Annotated in this window: 17 protein-coding genes; 3 read left to right on the top strand and 14 right to left on the bottom strand. The window is 38.7% G+C overall.

All coding sequences use genetic code 11. The annotated features are described in order from the left end of the window. Positions 1-3: 3 nt before the first annotated feature. Positions 4-489, top strand: coding sequence for a DUF2271 domain-containing protein (locus R2Q70_RS18505; RefSeq protein WP_316809031.1), 486 nt, complete (start codon positions 4-6; stop codon positions 487-489). A gap of 14 nt (positions 490-503) precedes the next feature. Further along, complete coding sequence (locus R2Q70_RS18500; protein WP_316809030.1) at positions 504-2,693, top strand: PepSY domain-containing protein; 2,190 nt, start codon at positions 504-506, stop codon at positions 2,691-2,693. Between the two features lie 160 nt (positions 2,694-2,853). Here the strand turns inward: R2Q70_RS18500 and R2Q70_RS18495 are convergent, their stop codons facing one another. The 4 genes from R2Q70_RS18495 to R2Q70_RS18480 form a co-directional block, all read right to left on the bottom strand. Next, positions 2,854-3,855 carry an FAD:protein FMN transferase gene (locus tag R2Q70_RS18495; RefSeq protein WP_316809029.1) on the bottom strand — a complete coding sequence of 334 codons (1,002 nt, stop codon included), beginning with the start codon at positions 3,853-3,855 and terminating at the stop codon, positions 2,854-2,856. Positions 3,856-3,938: 83 nt separating this feature from the next. After that, entirely contained in the window at positions 3,939-5,063 is a 1,125-nt protein-coding gene (locus R2Q70_RS18490) for an alpha/beta hydrolase (RefSeq protein WP_316809028.1), read from the bottom strand. Between the two features lie 72 nt (positions 5,064-5,135). Continuing rightward, entirely contained in the window at positions 5,136-6,542 is a 1,407-nt protein-coding gene (dacB, locus tag R2Q70_RS18485) for a D-alanyl-D-alanine carboxypeptidase/D-alanyl-D-alanine-endopeptidase (protein WP_316809027.1), read from the bottom strand. 132 nt (positions 6,543-6,674) lie between these two features. Beyond that, on the bottom strand, positions 6,675-7,664 hold the full coding sequence (locus R2Q70_RS18480) for an aspartate-semialdehyde dehydrogenase (protein WP_316809026.1): 990 nt from the start codon (positions 7,662-7,664) through the stop codon (positions 6,675-6,677). A 49-nt stretch (positions 7,665-7,713) separates the two neighbouring features. Here R2Q70_RS18480 and R2Q70_RS18475 point away from each other — a divergent pair, with 49 nt between their 5' ends. Next, positions 7,714-8,733, top strand: coding sequence for a lamin tail domain-containing protein (locus R2Q70_RS18475; protein WP_316809025.1), 1,020 nt, complete (start codon positions 7,714-7,716; stop codon positions 8,731-8,733). Between the two features lie 80 nt (positions 8,734-8,813). On the opposite strand, the gene R2Q70_RS18470 is transcribed toward R2Q70_RS18475, so the two are convergent. From R2Q70_RS18470 to R2Q70_RS18425, 10 genes are all read right to left on the bottom strand, one after another. Then, a complete protein-coding gene (locus R2Q70_RS18470; protein WP_316809024.1) occupies positions 8,814-9,686 on the bottom strand; it encodes a sugar phosphate isomerase/epimerase in 873 nt (290 codons plus the stop codon). 9 nt (positions 9,687-9,695) lie between these two features. Beyond that, on the bottom strand, positions 9,696-10,592 hold the full coding sequence (locus R2Q70_RS18465) for a hydroxypyruvate isomerase family protein (RefSeq protein ID WP_316809023.1): 897 nt from the start codon (positions 10,590-10,592) through the stop codon (positions 9,696-9,698). A gap of 2 nt (positions 10,593-10,594) precedes the next feature. Further along, positions 10,595-11,806, bottom strand: a complete 1,212-nt coding sequence (locus R2Q70_RS18460) for a nucleoside permease (RefSeq protein ID WP_316809022.1) — start codon at positions 11,804-11,806, stop codon at positions 10,595-10,597. Positions 11,807-11,913: 107 nt separating this feature from the next. Next, positions 11,914-12,594 carry a DUF1080 domain-containing protein gene (locus R2Q70_RS18455; RefSeq protein WP_316809021.1) on the bottom strand — a complete coding sequence of 227 codons (681 nt, stop codon included), beginning with the start codon at positions 12,592-12,594 and terminating at the stop codon, positions 11,914-11,916. Positions 12,595-12,675: 81 nt separating this feature from the next. Next, a complete protein-coding gene (locus R2Q70_RS18450) occupies positions 12,676-14,133 on the bottom strand; it encodes a Gfo/Idh/MocA family oxidoreductase (RefSeq protein ID WP_316809020.1) in 1,458 nt (485 codons plus the stop codon). 29 nt (positions 14,134-14,162) lie between these two features. Continuing rightward, positions 14,163-14,546, bottom strand: a complete 384-nt coding sequence (locus tag R2Q70_RS18445; protein WP_316809019.1) for a c-type cytochrome — start codon at positions 14,544-14,546, stop codon at positions 14,163-14,165. A gap of 12 nt (positions 14,547-14,558) precedes the next feature. After that, complete coding sequence (locus R2Q70_RS18440; protein WP_316809018.1) at positions 14,559-15,617, bottom strand: sugar phosphate isomerase/epimerase; 1,059 nt, start codon at positions 15,615-15,617, stop codon at positions 14,559-14,561. Positions 15,618-15,625: 8 nt separating this feature from the next. After that, on the bottom strand, positions 15,626-16,783 hold the full coding sequence (locus R2Q70_RS18435; protein WP_316809017.1) for a Gfo/Idh/MocA family oxidoreductase: 1,158 nt from the start codon (positions 16,781-16,783) through the stop codon (positions 15,626-15,628). Positions 16,784-16,852: 69 nt separating this feature from the next. Beyond that, positions 16,853-18,553, bottom strand: a complete 1,701-nt coding sequence (locus R2Q70_RS18430) for a GMC family oxidoreductase (RefSeq protein WP_316809016.1) — start codon at positions 18,551-18,553, stop codon at positions 16,853-16,855. A 25-nt stretch (positions 18,554-18,578) separates the two neighbouring features. Further along, on the bottom strand, positions 18,579-19,163 hold the full coding sequence (locus tag R2Q70_RS18425; protein ID WP_316809015.1) for a gluconate 2-dehydrogenase subunit 3 family protein: 585 nt from the start codon (positions 19,161-19,163) through the stop codon (positions 18,579-18,581). Between the last annotated feature and the right edge of the window lie 86 nt (positions 19,164-19,249).

Here is a 19,249-nt window from a genome sequence, read left to right as displayed (position 1 = left end):
AAAATGAAGAATATTTATAAACTGTGTTTTGCGTTTGCGCTAATTTTTTCCATACCTACATTGTCTTCAGCACAAAAAACAACGAAGTACAAATGCATGGTGCAAATGACCAATTACACAGGTGAAGGTGCTTACATTGCGGTATCACTAATTGATGCCAAAGGGGCTTACGAGAAAACACTTTACGTAATGGGTTCTGATAAAAAATGGTATCCTGATCTTAAAGAATGGCATAAGGCTTATAAAAGCAAACCCACAAATATCAGCGCTGTTACAGGTGCATCGGTTACTGGCGGCGATCGGAGCGTAACAGTTTTCGATATCGAAACTGCGAAAATTAACAAGGGATATAAACTGCGTTTTGAAACAGCCGTTGAAGACAATAAATATTACGTTAAGGATGCTGAGATTCCTTTAACTACAGAAGGTTTAGCGGCTAAAACTGAAGGAACGGGTTACATTAGATACGTTCGCCTAAGCCCTAACTAAAAAGCTTACTTTAAATGACCATTTCTATATGGAGGTACAGTCATCTCGCACTGGCTGTATCTTCTTTTCTTTTTATTACCCTCGCATCCATTACCGGAATTATTCTTTCCTTTAAACCGGTAACCGAAAAAATCCAGCCTTACAAATCACAGGATTTCGATCAACTCACGGTTGCACAACTTATTCCAACACTTCAAAAATCTTACACCGATATTGCTGATGTAACTATTGATGCGAATCAGTTTGTGTTGGTTAATGGAACGGATGCCAATGACGAATCAGGAAATTTTTATGTTGATCCGAAAACCGGGAAATCATTAGGCAAGGTAGCTAAAGAGAACGAATTTTTTCGGTGGGTAACTACACTGCATCGCTCCTTATTTCTACATGAAACGGGAAGGTTTTTTGTGGGACTTACCGCTTTTCTTTTATTTTTGATTGCCACTTCAGGAACGGTTCTAATCATCCAGCGTCAGCGAAGTTTTAAAAAGTTTTTCGGTAAAATTGTAAAAGATGGCTTTGCACAATATTACCATGTGGTTTTAGGGCGATTGCTGTTAATCCCAATCATCATCATTTCCTTAAGTGGAACTTATCTGTCATTACAACGTTTTGGAGTTGTTAAAGAACAAAAAATCAAACATCAGATTGATTTTGATGGGTTGAAAACAACGCCAGCAAAGAAGGTTGCCGATTTTCAGGTTTTCAGAAATATCTCATTAAATGAACTTCAGGCCATAGAATTTCCTTTTTCTGAAGATGTAGAAGATTATTTCACGCTTAAACTTAGTGATCGGGAAATCACCGTGAATCAAATTACGGGCGATATTATTACAGAACAAGCTTTTTCTAAAGCTACATTGTTCAATAACCTCAGTATGGATTTGCATACCGGAAGGGGTAGTGCCATTTGGGCCATTATTCTGGCCATTGCATCTGCAAACATTTTATTTTTCATTTACTCCGGTTTTGTAATCTGGTGGAAACGCAGGGCAAATGGCATTAAAAACAAATGCAAATTTGATCAGGCTGAATTTATATTATTGGTAGGTTCTGAAAACGGCACCACGTTTCGTTTTGCAAGGGCTATCCAGGAGCAACTGCTGAAAAATGGCAAAACGGTTTTTATGGCCGAATTGAACAGTTATCGTGATTATCCAAAAGCCAAGCAAATTGTTGTTTTTGCAGCTACATACGGCCAAGGTGATGCGCCTACGAATGCCACTAAATTCAAATCGTTACTTAAAAAACACCCTCAATCAAATGTGGTAGATTTTTCTGTGGTAGCTTTTGGTTCGCATGCTTACCCTGATTTTTGCAAATTCGGTTATGAGGTTAATAATGCTTTATCTCACGAGGACTGGGCGAAACCCTTGCTGGAAATTCATACCGTGAACGATCGTTCACCGGAAGAGTTTACACGCTGGGCAACACTCTGGGCACAAAACGCAAATATCGAATTATCGCTACTTTCGAAACTGCTGGAAACTAAGCCTGTAAAAACACAAGCTTTTCAGGTGGTGGCGAAAACGGTTTCCATCGGACAAGAAACTTCTTTTATTATCCGTTTGGCTCCAAAAAAGCGACTGAAATTTACCTCTGGCGATTTACTCTCCATCTACCCGGCAAACGATCATAGAGAACGCTTATATTCTATTGGCAAAATTGGTAAAGAAATACAGTTGAGTGTGAAATTGCATGAAGGAGGATTAGGTTCCGGCTTTTTACATGCGTTGGAAGTTGGCCAGATAACTCAGGCAGCTGTTGTTCGTAATAATCATTTCCATTTTCCTCAAAAGGCAAAAACGGTGATTTTGGTTGCTAACGGAACAGGTATTGCGCCATTTTTAGGCATGATCGATCAGTTTGGACGCGTTCAGGATATTCACCTTTATTGCGGTTTCAGAAATCAGGATGCTTTTGCACTTTATGAAAATGAAATTAATAAAGAAGCAAGTCGCTTAACTAAACTCAATGTGGCTTATTCCCGAGAAGGACAGAAGCATTATGTAAAGGATCTTTTAGAGAGAGATAAATCTTTGGTATGCGAAACCCTGAAAAACAATGGCGTGATAATGCTCTGTGGTTCTTTAAGCATGCAAAAAGATGTGATCGAATTATTGGAAGCGTTATGCCAGCAAGATCAGCAGAAAAGTATCAGTTATTATCAATCACGCGGGCAGATTTTAATGGATTGTTATTAGGCTTTTCATAAAGCTCGAAATCAATAACTGGAGAAATGCGGAGATTATTCGTGCTATTCTCCGCATTTTTGCGGAGAATATTTTGTTTCATGCGGAGAATAAATTAAGTTTAATAAAATCTTTGCAGAGATCAATCCATCAGAAAAATTTGTCAAGAAGGCTACACAGGCTTTTTCCAGCGCTTTAACATTTTCTCATTGATGTTTTCAGAATGATAAACCTGCCCGTCATCGCCAAATAAAATACAACTGTAAGCAGGGAATGATCGGATAAATTTCAAGGCAGCATCTTTTCCCAAAACCATCATTGAAGTGCTGAAGCCATTGGCCATTTCGGCATCCGGGCCAAACACGGTAACGCTGGTTAATCCCGTAGCCGGATAACCCGTTGCTGGGTTAATAATGTGAGCGTATCGCTTTCCATTAAACACCACAAATTTTGCATAGCTTCCCGAAGTAACTACCGCTGCATCTTTGAGCGGTACAATGGCATAAAGGCTGTCTTTATGAAAAGGGTTCGTGATGCCTATCGTCCAGTTTTTTTCCTTTGGCGGTTTGCCCCAGGTACTCATATCGCCAGATCCATTTACGATGCCTGCCTTAATTCCTTTGGCAAGCATTATGTCTCGGCATCTGTCTGCGGCATAACCTTCGCCCAGGGCGCCAAATCCGATTTTCATGCCTTTCAACTTTAAGAAAATGGTAGAATTCAGGCTGTCGAGAATAATATTGCGGTAGCCTACTTTTTCTACTGATTTTTTAATCGCTTCTGCTGTTGGCATCTCGGTCATCGAGCCATCAAACTTCCAGATGCGATCCATTGCAGCAAAGCTGATATCAAAAGCGCCGTTGGTTAGTTTAGATAATTGAAGGGCTCTCTTGGTGAGATCAAAAACCTCCTGATCAACCTTAACCGGTTTGATGCCAGCATTTCTATTTACCGCCGAGATTTGCGTTTCTGGCTTCCAGTCCGAAATCAGATATTCAATTCTCGTAATTTCAGCGATAACTGAGTCAATATTTCGATTCGCTGTTTCTGCATCCTTGGCAACAATGGTAATTTCAAATTTACTGCCCATCAATAAGGTAGTTCGTTTTTTTAATACCTGTGCTGAACCCGCAAAATAGGTGAGGAGTAGGAAAATGGTAATCTTGATTTTCAAAGCTGGACTAATACTATAAGTGTTCTCAAATTTAAGAAAGCTAAGCTAAGTTTCTAAATATTCGCCTGAATTGAATGCCTGTTTTATTTCGCAATAAACTGATAAAACTGCACAAACTCCCGGTGCCAAAACCATTCAGTATGTTTACCATCCGCTTTCTCTAGTAGCACAATGTTGTTATTATCAGCGCTGGGATTCAGTAAATCGTGAACCTTTTTCATGTCGCGAACCATTGCCGGGCCTTCTTTATCTCCTGCAACGAAAAATATCTTACTGTTTTTTAGGCCAGGAAGTTTTTCACTTATTTCGGTATAAAGTTTCGGTGCAAGCCAGAAAGCTGGACTAAAAATGCCTGCCGAACCGAAAACTTTTGGATATCTTGCTATGGCGTACATGGAAATTAATCCACCCATTGAGCTACCGGCGATGGAAGTATTTTTAGGGTCTTTTAAAGTTCTGTATTTCGAATCGATGTAAGGTTTTAAGGTTTCAACCAGGAACGATACATATTCTTTTCCTTCACCTTTACCATATTGACTATCCCATGGGTTATACTCTTTCAGCCGATCTTTCTCTCCATGATTTATGCCCACTACAATCATTTCTTTCGAACCTTCACGAATCAAACTATCCACAACCGAATCAACCGCCCATTCATCAGCACGGGGAGGATTTGCATGAAACAAATTTTGACCATCATGCATATAAATCACAGGATACTTTTTCTTTGACTTAGCATAACCTTTGGGTAAGTAAATCCAAACTTGGCGATGCTTGTTTAGTTGAGGTATAAAAAAGGCAGAATCAACAACGTGAACATGGTCGCCGAAATGATATACCTCTTTAACCTGTTTAAAATGATCTGACCAACTGGCAACCCTTAAATCCATAGTGGTATCAACATTTAAATTTAAAGTTCTGTTTGCAATAGGTTTGCCATTTATCTTGCATTCTACCTTTTCCCAATTCCCGCGGGTAATTTTAAATTCGTGGTTTCCCTTTGGCAAAGTGAGCGAAATCACATAGGTTAGGTCATCCTTCCGTTTTAAATTGAAAGCTTTGTTTTTTGAGTTCCAATCGTTAAAATTCCCTGCTATAAATAAGCTATCTGTTGTTTTGTTAGGCACATGAACGATCAAACTAATATTAACCTGAGCGGCTAAACTCAGCGGGAATAGGGTAAAAAGTAATAAGAATTGTTTTAACACGGAATTATCATAGTTTGGAAAACCTAAAAAATACGGCAGGCAGTGGAGCTAAATTGAGGTAATGATTTCGCTTTATTTCAACTCATCTAAAACGCGGAATAATTTTTTATTAATGCCACTACCGCTGTAATTATTGATGTTAATCACAATTATATATTTGTTTCCGGAAGCATCGGTATGGTAACCTGCAAATGCAGAAACATCATTAATGGTACCGCTCTTAATTTTCATGCCGTTGTATTCTGGTAAACCTTTATAAAAATCAGTAAACCAGTTCTCTTTCTGAATTTGAAACAAAATACTAGCCATAGCCGAAGTGGTTATTCGATCACCAGGAGATAAGCCGCTTCCGTCGATAATATTTAAAGCCGATTTATCAATTCCCTTATTCGCCCAATAATTAATCTCTGTTTCCGCACCTTTTGAAGTTGTTGCTGGCTTTCCCGATTTCAAGGCAATGGTTTTTAGTAATGTTTCACCATATAAATTGATGCTTTTTTTTAAAAACCAGTAAGAAATTTCACTTAGTGTTGGTGAACTGATGGTGCTTATTTTTTGGCTTGATGCAGGTACAGCTTGATTATTTAATGCCATTAATCTGGCTGTTGTAGCTTGCTGACTGCTGGATATACCTAGTCTTTTTAAAGTATCTTGTAAACGATAGGCACAGTCAAAGGCAGGATCAGGCGTTGCTACCGAAATTCCCGATTTGGAAATGCCCATTCCCCAGGTACCACGTAAATAAGCCACATTGCTGTAGGGTGGGAGAAAGGCATACGTTCTGTCTCCAGTTCCAGTTGCGCCAGTTTTTAATTCATTTACGATTTGCACATACGGCGTTTCAGGAACGGTTTTTACAATTCTCACTTGATCGTTTGTGCCCGAGCCAGGGCGTAAATGGATGTCAAACTGATTTTCCCGCCAGGCTAAACCAGAAGTACCTGCACCGTAATAATTTCCAATGTCTTGCCAAACCCAGCCTTCGGGCGTGGTTTGTGTGCCAAAAATACGGTCATCTCCAATAATTGCGCCTTCAATTTTTTTAATTCCTGCAGCTTGAATAGCCGAAACCCACTGTGTTAGAACAGCATTTTCTTTATTTTGATATCTCCACGAACCTAAAGTCGGGTCGCCGCTACCGATAATGATTAGGCTGCCCTTTAAAGTTCCATCAGCGGTTATATCACCAGAGTAAGCCAGTGTAGTTTGAAACTGAAAATCTTTACCTAAAATACTAAAGGCGGTTGCTGCGGTGATCGTTTTTAAGGTAGACGCTGTGGCTAAGCCAATTTGCTCATTTTTGGCAAAAAGCGTTTTTCCGGTATTTGCATCAAGCACACACAATGATGCAATGGCATGTTTGGCCTGTTCATCAGCGAGCAAATTGTTAAATGCTTTTTCAATATTTTGAATGCGGTTTTGAGCAATACAATTGATAGAGAGGAAAATAAAAAATATCGTAGGCTTAAAAAACTTCATGTGGTAAAATAATTGAGATAAAAAAAGTGATGTGTAAAAAACACATCACTTATATTTTGTTGTCATGCTAAATTAATTTCAACATCTATTTGATTAAAAGTCAAAATGAATTCACCACAATAGTTGAGCTAATTATACCAACTCTTTCTGAATCAGGTATTCTGCAATTTGAACCGCATTTGTAGCAGCACCTTTGCGCAAGTTATCGGCAACAATCCAAAGGTTTAAAGCTTTAGGAGCCGATTCATCTCTACGAATACGACCTACAAAAACCTCATCTTTCTCATGCGCATCTTTCGGCATCGGGTATTTTAAGTTTGCTACATCATCAACAACGATAATGCCTGGCGATTTCTCTAAAATGCTACGCACTTCAGCTAAATCGAAATCATTTTCGAACTCGATGTTTACTGATTCTGAGTGACCGCCCATTACCGGAATACGAACTGTTGTGGCGGTAACTTTAATGCTGTCGTCGCTCATAATTTTATTCGTTTCCTTAACCATTTTCATTTCTTCTTTGGTATAACCATTTTCCATGAAAACATCAATATGAGGAAGCACGTTTAAATCAATTTCATAGGCATAAGCTTTCGGTCCATCTACACCTTTACGCTCATTCATCAATTGCTCAACAGCTTTAACACCTGTACCGGTAACCGATTGATAAGTAGAAACCACAACACGTTTAATTTTATATTTATCGTGTAAAGGTTTTAAAACCACTACCATTTGGATGGTAGAACAGTTTGGGTTGGCAATAATCTTATTATCGATAGAAAGTTCGTGTGCGTTAACCTCAGGAACGATTAATTTAATCGCCGGGTCCATTCTCCATGCCGACGAGTTGTCGATAACAGTTGTACCTGCTTCTTTAAAACGAGGAGCGTGTTCCAATGAAGTATTTCCACCTGCAGAGAACAAAGCGATATCTGGTCTCATGCCAATTGCAGTATCCATGCTAACGATTGGAAACTTCTTACCCTTAAAAGTAATTTCCTTACCAACACTCTTTTCTGAAGCTACGGGAATCAACTCTGTTAAAGGGAAATTTCTTTCCTCCAATACTTTTAACATAACGGTACCAACCAAACCGGTTGCACCTACTACTGCTACTTTCATTTTAAATTTTAATTATTATATTTATTAAACATTTGATATAAGCCCAAATATGGTAAAAATTACGCTTATATCCCTATTGTTACCCATTAAAATTGCATCCGTTATTTTAAATCCTTATTCGGTAACGAAGAAGGAGCGAAATAGCGTTTGCTCATCTATCTCTCTTAATGCTCCGAATAAATTTTCAGAGGTTCAAAAACAAGGGGTTAAACCTGTGCTTAAAATCATCAATAAAGGTGATATTTTAATTTCAGAAGTGTTATTTAATCCCCGAACAGGAGGGGTTGACTTTGTAGAAATTTATAATCACTCTAACCATGAGATTGATTTGAAAGAACTTCAGCTAGCTAATGCCAATACTGCCGGCGAACCTGCAAATATCAAAAATGTTTCGGCAACAAGGTTGATGATTTCACCCGGTACATACTGGGTAATTACGACTAATCAAGCCAACATTAAATTAAATTATCAGGTAAAGTTTCCGAATCAGTTTGCGCAGATTAGCAGTTTGCCAGCTTTCAATAATGATAAAGGATCGGTGATTTTATTGAGTAACAATCAGGTGCTGGATAGGTTTAACTACAATGCGAAAATTCATCATCCATTAATTCAGGATGAAGACGGGATTTCACTGGAGCGTGTTTCCTTTTCGCTCGATTCGAATGAGCCGGGCAACTTTATTTCGGCAGCCGCTACCGTAGGTTTTGCAACACCAACATATAAAAACTCACAGGAAAAGAGTGGCGATGAAGTTTATGCCCGTTTACTATCCAGAACATTTTCTCCGGATGGTGATAACTTTGAAGACGTTATGACGCTGGAATACCAGCTCGCTCAGCCTGCAAGTTTAGCAACGGTAAATATTTATTCTGATCAGGGACGATTAATAAGAAAGTTATTGAAAAACCAAAGCATTGGAACGAGCGGGCAACTCATTTGGGATGGATTTGATGATCAGGGTCAAAAAGCCGCCATTGGAATTTACATTGTTTTGTTTGATGTATTTGATTTAAACGGCAATACAAAACGCTTTAAAAATACCTGTGTTTTGGCAGGAAAGTTAAACTGAAATCTTTTAACCCTATTTAAAAAACAAACGGTCGTAGCGAGAGGCTACGACCGTTTGTTTTTTAAATGAATTAACTTAAGTTATAAAATATTCTTTTTTAGATAATCGCAGCTTGCTGCAACTGATTCGATAGGATTTGGTTTGTAATTCGTTTCATGCTCAACGAAAAAGTATTTCATGCCTGAAAGTTTAGCCGCCGCAAAAATTGGTTTCCAATCGATACTGCCGGTTCCCACTTCAGCGTTTAATGCCGGGTTGGTTTTATCCATATCTTTCACATGCCACATGGTAAAACGACCTGGATTTTGTTTAAATAATTTTAAAGGATCATTACCTGAACGAACTACCCAGTATAAATCCAGTTCGAAATCAACCAGGTTTTTATCGGTTTCATTTAATAGAATTTGATAACCTGTGGTTTCGCCAAATTTTTCAAATTCAAAATCGTGATTGTGATAAGCTAAACGCAAACCTGCAGCTTTACACATTTTAGCAGCAACATTAATTTTAGCGGCAATTTTCTTATAATCAGCCGCCGTTTTTCTGATGCTTTGATCCAGATATGGAATGGTTACATACTTGCTACCTAAAACTTTTGCTGCCGCTATTGATGCTTTCAACTCGCTGGTATTTCCATCCGACAAATAGCTGCCCAAACTGAAGTGATTACTCACAGCTGTTAAGCCATTTGCTGCAAGAAGTTTTTTAAATTCAAGCGGCGTTAAGCCCCAGAATTGATTTTTAACTGAGAAACCATACGTTTCTACCTGACTAAAGCCAGCCTTTCCTACTTTCTCAATAGTTCCTTTTAGATCTTTTGGAAGATCATCCCGCAATGAATACAACTGAAGACCAACAGCTTTTTTCTGTGCAAAACAGGCAAAAGATGGTGCTAAAAGGAACGTTGCTAGGACTAAGCAACTGCTGATCATAAAACTTTTTCTTGATAACATATGATATAATTAAATGTCGCAAATAGAAATCGCCTGTTTTAAAGACGCTAATTTATTTGCATTTTTTGGAATAAATTCTTGTGCTACGAAACCTTTAAAGCCGGTTTCAACAATGGCTTTCATTATCGCCGGGTAATTTAATTCCTGGCTATCATCAATCTCATTTCTACCCGGAACGCCAGCGGTATGATAATGGGCAATATACTGATGATTATCTTTAATGGTATGAATTACATCACCTTCATCAATTTGCATGTGATAAATATCGTACAGTAATTTAAAGTTTTCTGATCCTAAACGTTTGCAAAGCTCAACACCCCATGAGGTTTTATCACATTGATAATCTTTGTGATTGATTTTGCTATTTAATAATTCCATCACCAAAATCACACCGTGTTTTTCGGCCAAAGGCATCAATTGCTTTAATCCTTTAACACAATTATTCCACCCGGTTTCATCATCCTTACCCCGGCGATTACCGCTAAAGCAAATCAGGTTTTTGTAACCAGCAGCTGCAACCAATGGAATCATTTCTGAATAATTTTTGATCAAGGTTTCATGAAACTTTTCATCATTAAATCCATCAACCAGATTAATTTCTGCACCATTGCACATGGTAGATTCAAGGCCATGTTTTTTCAAGGTAGGCCAATCTTTTGGGCCAACCAAATCAATGCCTTTAATGCCAATTTTTTTTGCTTCGATACAAAGCGTTTCCACATCAAGTGTATTAAAACACCACCTGCAAACGGAATGATTTACATTTCCTTTTAAACTGGTTACATTTTGATGATCCTGAATTGATTGATCCATTGCAAATGTGGCTAAACCCGAAGAAACACCAATTGCAGCAGTTCCTGCAATGATGTTCTTTAATGCATTTCTTCTATTTAAATTTGAAGGCATGATTATAAAGCTTTAGCTTCAGATTTATTATTATCCCTAAAAAATAAAATAAATAATAAAGCTACAAGTCCCGCAATTCCAGCCGGTATAAGCCATATCGAATACCAATCATGAGCACCGTCTAGTGAATATTTATTTACTACCATGCCTGAAATGATTGACCCGATCAACATTCCTACACCGTAAGTTGCAAGTGTAATAAATCCTTGAGCAGCACTTTTAAATTTCTCTCCGGCAAGTCTATCTGTATAAATTTGGCCTGTAACGAAGAAAAAATCGTAACAAATTCCATGCAATACAATTCCACCAATTAACATCCAGTAATTACTTTCCGCATTGCCGAATGCAAAAAATAAATACCTAACAACCCATGCGATCATTCCTATTGCCAGCATTTTTTTTACACCTAATCGAGCAAAAAATAGCGGCATCAATAACATAAATAACGTTTCAGAAACCTGACCTAAAGACTGAACTCCAGCTGCTTTTTTCATTCCTACTTCATTTAAGAACGGATTGGTGAAATTATAATAGAAAGCTAAAGGGATACATATTGCTACTGAAGCAATAAAAAATAGCAGATAAGATTTATTTTTAAGTAATCCAATGGCATCTAAACCCAAGATATCACCAATTGAAGTTTTTTCTCCCTTTTTTATAGGAGGGGTATTAGGTAAAAAGAAACTAAATATACCCAGGATTATTGATGCTATCGAGGCAGTCTTAAATGTTAAAATTAAATTTCCGGATTGCTCCCAATTTAACCAACCAATTATTAAACCTGCAATAATCCAGCCGATAGTTCCGAATACTCTGATAGATGGAAATTCTTTTCCTGGATCATTTAACTGTTTAAATGAAATGGAATTAACAAGAGCTAAAGTTGGCATGAATGCAATCATATACCCAAGAATGAAAGGGAAAAAGGCATCAAAATTTAGTGAGGTTCCTGCAACCCAAAGAAGTACGCCACCAACTAAATGTAAAACACCCAACACTTTTTGAGCTGAAAAAAATTTGTCTGCAATTAAACCAATAATAAAGGGCGCTATAATGGCTCCTAATGATTGAGTACTGTAAGCAGAGCCTACCTGAACATCGTTAGCTAGTAAATTTTTTCCAAGAAATGTTCCCATTGTAACAAACCAGACACCCCAGATAAAAAATTCAAGGAACATCATGGTAGAAAGTTTAAAGCGAGTAGTGCTATTCATTTGGTTTATATAAGGTTAATGTTTAGGCTTAGATTGAGGTTAAAGTTGAGTGCTAAGACTTAGATTGAGGTTTAGCTTTCGACCTTAACCTAAATCTCAACCTTATTTTATAGTTCTTTTACGGTGATGTTTTTGTACCAAACTTCATCCCCATGATCTTGCAACGCAATTTTTCCAGATTTGAAAGTGCCCCAGTTTTCCCATTTAGCGAATTTGCTTCCTGCAACCAGGTTTTTCCAGTTTTCATCCCAAAGGGTAGTTTTTACTACTTCAACACCGTTTAAAATAAGTGTTAAATTTCCTTTCTTACTGATGATTTCTGCTTTATTCCATTCTCCAACTGCCTTAACAGGTTCTGATTTACTTTTAACTAAATCATATAAATCACCAGCACGGTGTTTGGTAATTTTACCATCCGGATGCCCGTCATTATCTAAAACCTGCATTTCTAAACCGGTAGAGTAAGTGGCATGATATTTTGGTTCTTCATGAACGTAAAATATAAGTCCGCTGTTGGCTTTCGGAGCAACTTTCCAGTCATATTTTAAATGGAAATCTTTATATTCTTTATCGGTAACTAAATCGCCACCGCCGTCAGTTCCTTTAGTTTTTGGATCTAAGTGCAAAGCACCATCCTGAACCTGCCAGCCGCTACCTACCGTTGTTTTGTTATAAGTATGCCAACCTGTTGTTGTTTTTCCATCGAATAAGGGTTTAAAACCTTTTTGCGCCTGAGCTATTTGAGTGACTGCCAGTAAAATACAGGCAGAAAGAATGATTTTTTTCATGGTGTTTTGTTTACAGCCAATGCGATATATAAAACTACCTACATTATCAGGTTGCCTTACATATCGCAATGACGAATGTTCCTAAAGAGTTAAGTTGTTCCAGCCTTGACGATATTCGCGTTTCACGAATTGATTCGCTTCATCAAAATTGGTGATTTTCATGTTATCGTTATCCCAAAGCATTTTCATGTATCTGCCTGGATAAGTGTTTTTACCATTTACGTTTTTCCTGATGTCGAAACTTCTGATTGCTAAGTTTGCCATCAATAGGGCTTCTGTTAACGGACCAGCAATTTCGAATGGAGAACTTACTTCCTGTTTTCCATAACCTGCAATTGCAGCATCAACCCATTGTGCGTAGTGTCCATTTGCACCATCTTTAACACGGGCATATTTTTCTTTTACTTTGATATCCTTATTTCTGCTTAAAGGCAATAATTTTGGATTTGCACTGTAAGTCTCAGACATCATTTTACCTTTTGTTCCGATGAATAATGTACCATTACCACCATCGCCAAAAGTTTCATTTGCTTCCAACTCAACAGGACGCTCTGGCTGAATACCACCATCCATCCAGTGTAAGGTAACATCACCTTTGGTTTTATCCGTTTTCGGGAATTTTAAGGTAACATGGCTTGATGGAGGGCAGCTTTCCGGGAAATACCCACGTTTAAATTCGTCAACATAAACAGAACCTACACTTGCCTCAACTTCTTTCGCGTATTTCAAGTTTAGTACGCTAAATGGAGCTTCAATTAAGTGACAACCCATGTCGCCAAGCGCACCGGTTCCGTAATCCCACCAGCCACGCCAGTTGAAAGGAACTAATTTATCAACAAAATCTTTTTCAGGAGCGGTACCTAACCATAAATTCCAATCTAATTCTTTAGGGATTTCGCTTTTTTTAGCTGGCCAGGGAATACCTTGAGGCCAAACCGGACGATCTGTCCAGGCGTAAACCGTGTGAACATCCCCAATTAAACCAGCTTCGTACCACTCTTTCATTTGGCGGGGACCATCGTTTGATGCACCCTGATTACCCATTTGAGTAACTACCTTATATTTTTTTGCCGCGGCAGTTAGAATACGAGCCTCGTAAATATCATGCGTTAAAGGTTTTTGAACATAAACATGTTTACCCAATTGCATTGCTGCTAAGGCTTGAATAGCGTGGTTATGATCAGGAGTAGAGATAGAAACAGCATCAAAATTTTTGTGCTCTTTATCCAACATCTCACGGTAATCTTTGTAATATTTCGCTTTAGGAAAGTTTTTAACGCTGGTTGCTGCACGACGGTCATCAACATCGCATAGATAAGCGATATCAGCTTTTCCGCTTTTAGCGAACATGGCAATATCACTTTGTCCTTTTCCACCAACACCGATACCCGCAATAATTAATCGATCACTCGGGGCTAAATATCCCGGTCCGCCTAAAACGTGGCGTGGAACAATCATAAAAGCTGCGGCAGCGATGGCACTCGTTTTAATAAAATCACGGCGGTTAGTCGTGCTTTTATTTTCTTGGTCTGTTTTCATTAGTATTTGAAGTTTATAGGATGTTTCGCTTATTTTTTCTTCAAAGAAAGAATATATTTTACCATCAATTTAGCATCAGCCGGTTTCAGCGTAGCATGTGCGGTCATTGGCATGGTACCCCAAACACCCGTACCACCTTTAATAATTTTATCAGCCAGGTAATTGATGTTTTTTTCAGTTGCGGGATATTTTTTTGCAATCTCGGTGTAAGATGGACCGATGATCTTATTCACCTTGTTGTGACAGCCGATACAATCTGATTTGTTAATCAATTTTTCGCCTGCACTCATTTGAAATTCGTGGTTGGTTGTAGTTGCTGTAGCCACCACCATTTTCTCCTTCTCTAAATCTGCTTTCGAAAAAGACGCCATAAAAATCACTATAACGCCTAAACCTAAAAATGTCTTTTTCATCTGTGTGTGTTGTTAGTCTTGTAATCCTAATATTTTTTTATTGAAAGCGCTATCTTTTCCTGATGCTGCAAAATCATCAAATGCTTTTTCAGTTACGTTAATAATGTGTTTCTGAATAAATTCCGATCCTTCGCGGGCACCATCTTCCTGATTTTTAATACAACATTCCCATTCCATAACGGCCCAACCTTTAAAGTCGTATTGCGCTAATTTACTGAAAATGGTTTTAAAATCAACCTGGCCATCGCCTGGAGAACGATATCTTCCAGCCCGGTTGGCCCAACTTTGGTATCCACCGAAAGTACCTTGTTTGCCTGTTGGATTAAATTCTGCATCTTTTACATGGAAAGCTTTAATTCTTTCAGGATAAAAATCGATATACTGAATATAATCTAACTGTTGCAATACAAAGTGAGATGGATCATACAATAAGCATGCCCGGGGATGATTATTTACAGCGGCTAAGAACATTTCATAGGTTTCGCCATCAAATAAATCTTCACCAGGATGGATTTCATAGCAAACATCAACACCATGCGTATCAAATTCATTCAAAATTGGTGTCCAGCGTTTTGCCAGTTCTGCAAAGCCTTCTTCTACTAAACCTGCAGGGCGTTGTGGCCATGGATGAAAATATTGCCACAATAAGGAACCGCTAAATGTTGCATGAGCATTCAGACCTAAATTTTGTGAGGCCTTAGCAGCATATTTCATCTGTTGCACGGCCCATTCTGTTCTGGCTTTTGGGTTTCCATGTACTTCTTTTGGTGCAAAAGCATCAAACAAATCATCGTATGCGGGATGCACAGCAACCAATTGCCCTTGTAGGTGTGTAGATAATTCAGTGATTTCTAAACCGTAAGATGCAATTGTCCCTTTGAGTTCATCGGCATAAGTTTTACTTTCTGCCGCTTTTTGAAGATCGATAAATCTTGTATCCAATGTAGGCATTTGGATCCCTTTGAAACCCAAATCAGCTGCCCATTTGCAAATATTATCTAAAGAGTTAAAGGGAGCTTCATCTCCAATAAACTGGGCTAGAAATACTCCTGGTCCTTTTAATGTCGTCATGGGTAAAATTAAATTTTATAATCATGCCATTTCAGATCCGATTGGCTCGATGCTACTACATTTTCAATGAAAGCCATTCCGCGAACACCATCTTCCGTTGTCGGGAAATCCAGCATTTCTGCAGTTGGTTGCTCATTATTTAGTTTGGCATTTACTGTTAAGGCGAAGTTTTTATAAATATTAGCAAAAGCTTCTAAATAACCTTCCGGATGACCACCCGGGGTACGCGTATTATGTTGTGCGAAACTGCCCATGTAACCGTTTCCGGTTCTGTAGATTTGTGCAGGTGCATTTGACCATTTTACAATCAAAGTATTTGGCTCCATCTGGTGCCATTCCAGGCCACCTTTTTCACCGTAAACTTTTATTTTTAACGCGTTTTCTTCACCGGCAGCAATTTGCGAAGCGATTAAAACACCGTTAGATCCATTATCAAACTTAAGCAACACGTTGCCATCATCATCAATTGCTCTTCCAGGAACAACAATATTCAGATCTGCACATATCTTAGTGATTTTCAGGCCGGAGATATATTCTGCCAAATGTGCGGCATGCGTACCGATATCGCCCATGCTACCGCTTTTTCCGGTTTTAGATGGATCTGTACGCCAGGCGGCTTGCGCATTGCCTTCACGTTCTGATAATGTGCTTAACCAGCCCTGTGGATACTCTACAATAATTTTTCTGATTTCACCCAAGGCGCCTTCACGAACCATTTGTTTCGCCTGTTTTACCATCGGATAACCAGAATAGGTATGTGTTAAGCAAAGTGTCAAACCAGTTTCTTCAACTTTAGCCTGAAGCTGTTTAGCCTCTTCCAAAGTTAACGTCATCGGCTTCTCAATTACAACGTTAAACCCATGGTTCAAAGCCAACATGGCAGGAGCGAAGTGGGCGAAATTTGGCGTTACAATGGTTACAAAGTCAATTTTTTCATCGGCAGGAAGTTCGCTTTCTGCTTTGATCATTTCTTCGTAGGTTTTATATATTCTGTGATCAGGAAGGAATAATAATTTTCCAGATTCGTAACCCAATTCAGGATTGACACTTAATGCTCCGGCTGATAGTTCGATTAAACCATCCATGTTTGCCGCTAAGCGATGTACAGCACCGATAAACGCGTCTTTACCGCCGCCTATCATGCCCATTCTTAATTTTCTCTTCATTATTTAAAAGTGGTAAGTTATAAGTGATAAGTTTTACGTAAAACCTATCACTTATAACTTATAACCAATTTATATATTATTTTTCTTCAACTCTTTTACGGCGTAATCTGCAGCACGAGCTGTTAATGCCATAAATGTTAATGATGGATTTTGGCAGGCGATAGATGGCATACAAGCTCCATCTGTTACGAAAACATTGCTCACTTCATGCATTTGATTCCATTTGTTAAGCACTGAAGTTTTAGGATCATTACCCATTCTGGCGGTTCCCATTTCGTGGATAGCCATACCTGGGTAACAGCCATTATCGAAAGTTTTAATGTTTTTTAAACCTGCTTTCTCTAACATTTCAGCCGCGTCATTCATCATGTCAACACGCATTTTCTTCTCGTTTTCTTTGTATTCGCAATCAATTGCCAATACCGGCTGGCCCCATTTGTCTTTTTTGGTTTTATCAATGTAAACCTTATTCTCGTAGTAAGGCAACATTTCTCCAAAACCACCTAAGCCCATGGTCCATTTGCCTGGTTTGGTCATTTTCTCTTTCAAACCTGAACCAAACGACAATTCGGCAACATCACTTTGCCAGTTGCTTCTGTTCGCACTGCCCTGGTAACCAAAACCACGTAAGTAATCACGTTTATCGTTACCGATATTCTGATAACGTGGAACGTAAATTCCATTGGCACGGCGGCCATAGGTATATTTATCATCAAAGCCTTCTGCTTCGCCGTTAGCGCCACAACGGAAATGGTGATCCATTAAGTTATGTCCTAATTGGCCACTTGCATTACCCAAACCATTAGGGTGTGCATCTGATGTTGAATTTAATAAAATGAAGGTAGTACCTAATGTTGATCCGTTAACAAAAACGATTTTAGCATAAAACTCCATCGTTTCGTTTGTTTGTGCATCAATCACCATTACACCTTTTGCTTTCTTGGTGTCTTTATCGTAAATAATGTGGTTTACGATTGAATATGGTCTAAGCGTTAAACGCTTTGTTGCCATGGCAGCAGGAAGGGTCGAAGACTGCGTAGAGAAGTAAGCGCCAAAAGGACAACCACGACTACATAAATTTCGGTATTGGCAGTTTCCGCGACCTTTGTGGGGAACCGTTAAATTGGCCACGCGACCAATCATCATGATACGCTCTCTGTTGTAGGCTTCTTCAATGCGTTTTTTAACCGATTTTTCTACAATGTTCATATCCATTGGCGGTAAAAACTCTCCGTCAGGACAAAGTGGCCAATTTTCTTTAGAACCACTAATTCCAGCAAAACGCTCTGCATAATCGTACCATGGAGAAAGTTCTTTGTAACGCACCGGCCAGTCATTTCCATGACCATCTTTTGCATTATCTTCAAAGTTATGATCACTTAAACGATAACTTTGGCGACCCCACATTAATGATTTACCACCAACATGGAACCCACGGTACCAGTCGAAACGTTTGTCTTCGGTATAAGGACATTCCAAATCATTTACCCACCATTTTTCATTCGCTTCCTGGTAAGGATAATCTCGCTTTTGAACCGGGTGGGTACGCTTTTGTTCTTCAGTTAATTTACCGGCATGCTGAAATTCCCAAGGGCTTTTCATTGCATTTTCGTAACCTGTAATGTGTTCGATGTTCATCCCTCTTTCGAGCATGAGCACCTTTAAGCCTTTTTCGGTAAGTTCTTTTGCCGCCCAGCCGCCACTGATGCCCGATCCTATTACAATAGCATCGTAAGTATTTTCTGCTTTTAAATTTGTATTTAAATTCATGATGTTTTGTCGTTGTTTTAAGAAATTAGGTTGCCCATGATTTTTGACCTGGCTTTAATGGCGCATTGCCATCGTACCTGCCCGGAACCAGAATGTACTCACGTGCTTGCGTACAGCCAATTTCAGATGCGTAATAACCTAGCAGCGTGAGGTCTCTCGCAGTAACGAAAAAGTAAGCCAGATCTTGGTTTTCCGGCGCTTTGGTTTCCTTTTGAGCAATTGACATCAATCTTAAATCAACCATCAGTTTGGTTTTTTCAGCAACGGTTAAACTCATGTAGTTTTTGCCAAAATCTTTCATTGCTTTCTCCTGTAACTGTTGAAAACCTCTGGCAAAAGAAGTTTGCATGGTTGCCGGATAACAATCTTTCATCATCATGGGAATAAACTTCCCTAAACCCGCAGCTTTGGCGCCCGGTGATGATTTTGTTGTAGGTACAATGATGTTGGCAAATTCAGCAAAGATTTTTTCATCCTGAACGGAGAATGAAACAAAGTTTTTTTCGTTTTCAGGGAGCGTAAAACTTTCGAATAAAACGCCCATTGTACTGGCTGAGATGGCTCCGCCAAGCAAAAATGCGACGTTCCTGAGTGCTTCTCTTCTATGCATCGTTTTTGTTATTTTATATATTGGTTACTTATGCGTTGAATGAGTAATATTAGAAAAAATATGCCGTAAAAATCAAATCTGTTGCG

This window comes from Pedobacter agri (genome assembly GCF_032678665.1).
In the GTDB taxonomy this organism is placed as follows: domain Bacteria; phylum Bacteroidota; class Bacteroidia; order Sphingobacteriales; family Sphingobacteriaceae; genus Pedobacter; species Pedobacter agri_A.
Note: the sequence above shows the minus strand (reverse complement) of the source record. Positions and strands in the feature narration are given on the sequence as shown.